The organism is Microcoleus sp. D3_18a_C4 (assembly GCF_036702415.1).
GTDB lineage: Bacteria > Cyanobacteriota > Cyanobacteriia > Cyanobacteriales > Microcoleaceae > Microcoleus.
Map to the genome: position 1 here is coordinate 1 of NZ_JAUBTI010000048.1, position 6,009 is coordinate 6,009.

At 45.9% G+C, this 6,009-nt stretch carries 7 protein-coding genes and 1 riboswitch; of the genes, 6 read left to right on the forward strand and 1 reads right to left on the reverse strand.

Annotation, left to right across the window (positions count from 1 at the left end):
• The 4 genes from QUB16_RS19915 to QUB16_RS19930 all read left to right on the forward strand — a co-directional run.
• A partial coding sequence (locus QUB16_RS19915; RefSeq protein WP_333318724.1) for a hypothetical protein occupies positions 1-254 on the forward strand: 254 nt, incomplete at its 5' end.
• Positions 255-660: 406 nt separating this feature from the next.
• Positions 661-811: riboswitch (guanidine-I (ykkC/yxkD leader) on the forward strand.
• Between the two features lie 144 nt (positions 812-955).
• On the forward strand, positions 956-2,023 hold the full coding sequence (locus QUB16_RS19920) for an ABC transporter substrate-binding protein (RefSeq protein WP_333318726.1): 1,068 nt from the start codon (positions 956-958) through the stop codon (positions 2,021-2,023).
• 108 nt (positions 2,024-2,131) lie between these two features.
• Positions 2,132-2,983, forward strand: coding sequence for an ABC transporter permease (locus QUB16_RS19925; protein ID WP_333318728.1), 852 nt, complete (start codon positions 2,132-2,134; stop codon positions 2,981-2,983).
• 169 nt (positions 2,984-3,152) lie between these two features.
• Positions 3,153-3,929 (forward strand): ABC transporter ATP-binding protein, encoded by a 777-nt coding sequence (locus tag QUB16_RS19930; RefSeq protein WP_015175425.1) that lies wholly within the window; start codon positions 3,153-3,155, stop codon positions 3,927-3,929.
• A 250-nt stretch (positions 3,930-4,179) separates the two neighbouring features.
• On the opposite strand, the gene QUB16_RS19935 is transcribed toward QUB16_RS19930, so the two are convergent.
• Positions 4,180-4,323, reverse strand: coding sequence for a hypothetical protein (locus QUB16_RS19935; protein ID WP_333318730.1), 144 nt, complete (start codon positions 4,321-4,323; stop codon positions 4,180-4,182).
• A 130-nt stretch (positions 4,324-4,453) separates the two neighbouring features.
• Between QUB16_RS19935 and QUB16_RS19940 the strand changes: the two genes are divergently transcribed.
• Both QUB16_RS19940 and QUB16_RS19945 read left to right on the forward strand, forming a co-directional pair.
• A complete protein-coding gene (locus QUB16_RS19940) occupies positions 4,454-5,185 on the forward strand; it encodes an urea amidolyase associated protein UAAP1 (protein WP_333318732.1) in 732 nt (243 codons plus the stop codon).
• Positions 5,186-5,262: 77 nt separating this feature from the next.
• The gene (locus QUB16_RS19945; RefSeq protein WP_333318734.1) at positions 5,263-5,904 is read left to right on the forward strand and encodes an urea amidolyase associated protein UAAP2; all 642 of its coding nucleotides are present in this window, start codon (positions 5,263-5,265) and stop codon (positions 5,902-5,904) included.
• Positions 5,905-6,009: the final 105 nt, after the last annotated feature.

The following is a 6,009-nucleotide window of genomic DNA, read 5'->3' on the forward strand; positions in this document are numbered from 1 at the left end:
TGAAAGTCGGCTCGATCGAATCCATGACGTGGCGATCTACTGACTCCTTTAAGATACAAGGGGCGGGTTCACCAACAATAATTGCCCATAATCGACAATCTCATAAACCCGCCCCCGCCCATAATCGCATACAGTCTATGGCGATCGAAGTATTTCTTGAGAAATATTCAACTCTGACCTTGCGGGTTTCGTCTTTTTGTGCAACTAAACTTCGCGATTTCCCATCGCCCTGTTTAATATCCCAAAAAATTTAATTTTACAAATTCGAGAAAAACCGTTTTTTGTAACATTTTACACATTTTATCATCAAGTTTGCTGTTACGGTTTGAAACGTAGCAATCTAGTAAAATTGCACGCTACAGTATGCTTACCTTTAAAAAAGGTAAGTGAATTGCAGTAATCAACAGTCTCGGATAACTCCCTGAGTCCGCCAGGGAATGAATTCCCTGTCTAATAGCTAAAGTCCTCTGAAGAGGACTAATGAGTTTAAAATTTTTCTTAGTCCTCATAGCGAGGACTTTAGCTTTGAGACAGGGGTTTCAACCCCTGTCGGACTACGGGTTTAACGTGGAAAGTTGAAACCAATTGGCTTTTGGAGTGTCCCTACAATGGCTAGGTACCTTACCTGAAAAGTGCTGTATACAGACAAAAAACGAAAAATTTAACCGCTTCTAGGGTTCCGATTTGAATCAGTTTCTAACTCAGCTTAGAAATTTCAAGTGCTGGTCCGAGAGAAGCAGACTGGTTCTCCCCAGATTTAATTTTAGGGAAACACTAGCCAGTTACACGGCGGGATAAAAGCCCGGGAGAAACGCGATCGGTCATCAAGACTCGGTTCGTTAGCTCTCGGGCTTTATCCTTGTATATCAAGGGGGTTTGCGGAAGCTAAGGAAGCCAAAGAAGGTGCAAAAGCTCGATCGACATATTCACCTCTAACCAGCAACCAGAATATGCTATGAATATCCGATATTGCTCCCCCAAAAGAATGCGATCGCCCTTATCCTACTGCGCCATATTTTTCATCACCTTGTTTTTCGCTGTCGGCTGCGTCAACCCGGCAATTTATATCAAAACCACCACAGAAAGCGAAGCAACTTCTTCAGTAAATGCTAACGCAGTTCGCCTCGGATTCAGCGCGTGGCCCGGCTGGTTTCCTTGGCAAATTGCCAAAGAGCAAAAGATATTTGAAGCTAACAATGTTGCTGTAGACTTAAAATGGTTTGACGGCTACTTAGAATCGATCAGCACCCTCACAGCAGGACAGATAGATGCTAACAGCCAAACCCTCGGCGATACAGTAAACTCTATATCGGGCGGTGCTGACCAAGTAATTGTTTTAGTCAACGACAACTCGACGGGAAATGACAAAGTGATTGTCGCCGAAGGCATCAATTCCCTGGCCGATTTAAAAGGGAAAAAAGTTGCAGCCGAGGAAGGTACAGTCGATCACTTTCTATTGCTGTTAGGGCTGAGAAGAGCAGGTTTATCAGTGCAAGATATTCAATTTATACCGCTGGAAACTGGCAAAGCTGCGGCGGCTTTCGTCGGAGGGCAAGTCGATGCGGTGGCAGTATTTGCGCCGTTTACCACGCAGGCATTAAAACGATCGAACAGCAAGGAACTGTTTAGTTCCAAAGATTTTCCGGGGGCGATTTCCGACCATTTGGTATTCACCCGAAAGTTTATCGGCGAACACCCCGATCGAGTGCAAGCCGTGGTCAATTCATGGTTTGCAACATTGGAATACATGAAATCAAATAAAGAGAAATCTTACGAGATTCTCGCCAACCGCGCCGGAGTTAGCGTTGAGGAATACAAAGAATATGAAAACGGCACTAAGATATTTACGATCGAGGAAAACTTGAAAGCCTTTCAACCGGGAAATGACATGACATCATTGCAGTTTGCGGCGGGCGAAATGACTAAATTTCTCGTCGATGTAAATTTAGCAAAAACCCAACCAGATATCAGCCGATTATTTGACGCTCGTTTTATAAAAGCTTATTCGGAAGGTAAAAGCTAAAAGGCAGAATTTACGATTTTGCAGACACAAAAAACTTTCAACACTCTTATTTTTTAATATACCAAAAAGCTACTCAAATTACTCGCTCAACTGTTCTGCAATTAAATCATGCCACCAAATCCCGAACGCCGATCGATCCAATCCCACCTCAAGCAAAAAAGCCTAAATCCCACCGTTTTCTGGCGGATTGCGGAAGAGATACCACAACCCCTCAATATTGGGTTAACGGTAACATCGATCGCACTGCCGCTGCTGCTGTGGTGGCTAGTAACAACCTTCGCCAACGTAGACCCCAAATTTTTGCCTTCACCCGGCAAAGTTTTAGAGGCATTTGGCCGGCTGTGGAACACTCGCGAACTTTTGAAAGACACAGTAGCGAGTTTGTGGCGGGTGGGAGTGGGCTTTCTGTTCGCCTTGGTTTTTTCCATACCAATTGGCGTGCTGATGGGCAGTTTTGCCAGTATTCGCGCCTTGCTGGAACCAATGTTCGGCTTGATGCGATATATGCCCGCACCAGCGTTCATTCCCCTGCTAATTCTCTACTTGGGAATCGGCGAAGAACCCAAAATAACGCTAATATTTATCGGCGTCTTTTTCTTCAATTCGCTGATGGTAATGGATACAGTCAAGTTTGTTCCAAAAGACTTGATAGAATCTACTTATATGTTAGGTGGGAATCGCTGGGAAATCCTAACTCAAGTTATTTTTCCCCACGTTTTGCCGGGAATTCTTGATGCTAGCCGCATCAACCTAGCTGCGGCTTGGCAATTGGTAATCGTGTCGGAATTGATTGCGGCAACCGAAGGCTTAGGTCGCCGGATCAGCGTCGCAGGTCGATTTCTCCGAACCGATGAAATTTTTGTGGGGCTGATTGTCATTGGGGCGATCGGACTGGCTTTTGACTTGCTTTTTCAATATCTGCTGCGGGTTTCTTGTAAATGGTCAAGTCAGAAACAGTAAGCAGATGTTATACAAATCCTTGTTAAAAACTCTCGATCGTAATCGGCGGTTGAAACCGCTTCTAAACAAACGAAGTCCGCCTTCGCGGACTAAAGAGTTACTAACGAGTATTTGGTGTTATAAAGCAGACTGGTGTCATTTTTTTACTTACAATACAGAGGATAAACTCATGTTTCTGCAAATCAACAATCTGCACAAAAACTTTGAAACGAAAAACGGTAAATTAGTTGTCCTCAAGGACATCAATATGAGCATCAAGCAAGGCGAATTTATCTGCGCGGTAGGGGCATCCGGTTCGGGCAAATCTACTCTGTTGAGGCAGATTGCGGGATTGGACAAGCCGACAACAGGGGAAGTAAAAATTGATGGCAAGGAAGTTGTTTCGCCTGGGCCGGATCGAGGTATGGTATTTCAGCATTACACTCTTTATCCTTGGATGAACGTGCAGGAAAATGCCGAGTTTGGCCTTAAACTTCAAGGCGTGTCCAAGAAAAAGCGGCGCGAACAAGCTAGCTATTATTTGAGTGTGGTAGGATTGACGCAGTTTGCTTCGTCGCTGCCGAAAGAATTGTCGGGCGGGATGAAACAGCGGGTGGCGATCGCCCGCGCCCTCGCTTCTGAACCTAAAGTGTTATTAATGGATGAACCTTTCGGCGCCTTGGATATCCACACTAAAGAATCGATGCACGAATTCATGCTCGATTTGTGGCGTCGCACTCAGATTACAATCTTTATGATTACCCACGATGTCGAAGAAGCGGTGTTTCTTTCTAATCGGATTTATGCTTTGGGTGCTCGTCCCGGTACAGTAAGAAAGGAAATGTCGATTAATTTGCCCGATCGCACTCCCAGCGTTAAACGTCACGCCAAATTCCACGATTACCGCGACGAACTCATGGATTTGATGCGGAAACACGGACAGGAAGCAGTTGCAATGGCTGCTTAAATAGAAATAGGTTGGTAGTTGCACTTTTTGGGCGGGCAGGATGCCCAACCCCTACTCCCCACAAGAAAACTCACTTTTTGTGGAACGGGCATCTTGCCCGTTCTTGAGAATGGTGCAAGATGTCAACGGACAGGAAGCAGTTGCAATGGCTGCTTAAATAGAAATAGGTTGGTAGTTGCACTTTTTGCGCCCGCGCCAACAGTACAACTGCCAACCTAAGTAAGTGGAAACTTAACATCTTGCACCATTCTCAATTACCTATTAGGAACGGGCAAGATGCCCGTTCCACAACAATAAAATTGAGTTTTGTGGAACGGGCATCTTGCCCGTTCTTGAGAATGGTGCGGGCAAGATGCCCGTTCCCCAATAAAATGGAGTTTTGTGGAACGGGCATCTTGCCCGTTCTTGAGAATGGTGCAAGATATCAGTGGAAATAAATATTACTTTGGGAGAGGGTGAGTTTTGCCACTACAAAATACTATTGTTTTATTTCGCTGACCCCCCAAATACATCAAGAGGAACTTATGGTGCAACTATCATCGATCGACCCAAACTCACAAATCGATTCAAGCCTCGTATTAATCGAAGAAACCGTACCGGGCGGCGCGTACTGGTCGGGAGTCATCAAGCGCGGAAACACCCTGCGAATCACCGATTTAGAAGGCTCTCGCGGCGTTTCCATGCTGTGCTACAACGCCGATAATGCGATCGAACGTTTCAACGCAGCAGACACCGCCAAAATTCAATTCAACGCCTTTCTCAAACAAGGCATGGCGATCTACACAGACATGGGACGCATCCTATTTTCCATCACCCAAGACACCTCCGGCTGTCACGATTTGCTAGGAGGATGCAGCAACGCCACTAGCAATACCAAAAAATACGGCGAAGGAGACTGGAAAAACTCCCGCGACAACTTCCTCAAAGCCCTAACTCGGTGGGGATTGAGCAAAAAAGATATCATGCCCAACCTCAACTTATTTACTCGCATTGCCGTCAAACCAGACGGCACGATGGAGTTTCGCGAAGGCTGCGAAAAACCGGGTAGTTTTATCGATTTGCGAGCAGAAATGAACGTATTGACCATTATCTCTAACTGCCCCCACATCCTGCATCCGGGTTCAACTTACGATCCAAAACCCATCCAAATTCAAATTGTGAAAACCCCCGCACCCGCACCAGACGACTTGTGCCGCACCGCCAACCCGGAAGCCGTGCGCGGCTTCATCAACACTGATGCTTTGTTCGTGCAATAGAGTCGATTCCACAACTCAACTTTGTCCGCATCAATCGGCGGTAAAAATTTCTGCAATTCCATCACAAAAAGTGAACCATGACTGCAACTACTCAACAAATACTCGATCCAAAAACTGCAATTTATAACGAAGTTTTACCCGCCAGACATCCCTGGTCTCGCGTCATCAAAAAAGGACAGATTCTTCGTATTGTAGATTTAGGCGGAAATCAAGCAGTAGATTTTTTAGTTTACAATGCCGATGACCCTTCCGAACGCTACAGCGCCCCCGATACGATCGTCAATCAAGGCAACATCTTTGTCACTACAAACAGCCAACTCCTTTCCAACGAAGGGCGAGCCATGATGACCATAATTGCTGACTCCTGCGGGCGGCACGATACCTCCGGCGGCGCCTGTAGCTGCGAAAGCAATTCGGTGCGGTTTGGGCTAGATAAAAAATACCAGCACGCCTGTGTTGAAAATTTTCTCGCCGCAATTCTTCCCTACGGTTTGGGCAAGCGAGATTTAGTCAGTAATATCAACTTCTTTATGAATGTTCCGGTTAGCGAAGATGGCACGCTTGAAATTGTTGACGGCATCTCCGATCCGGGAAGCACAGTTGATTTGCGAGCCGAAATGAACGCGCTGGTTGCTATTTCTAACTGCCCGCAAATGAACAATCCTTGCAATGCTTACAATCCTACGCCGATTCAGTTGATTGTTTGGGATGCGGTGTAAAATAGCGTGGGTACTGCCTCCGCAATCTTTTTAGGGCGGGCTAGAAGCCCACCCCACAACAAAAATTAATGTTTGTGGAACAGGCATCTTGCCTGTTCTTCAGGA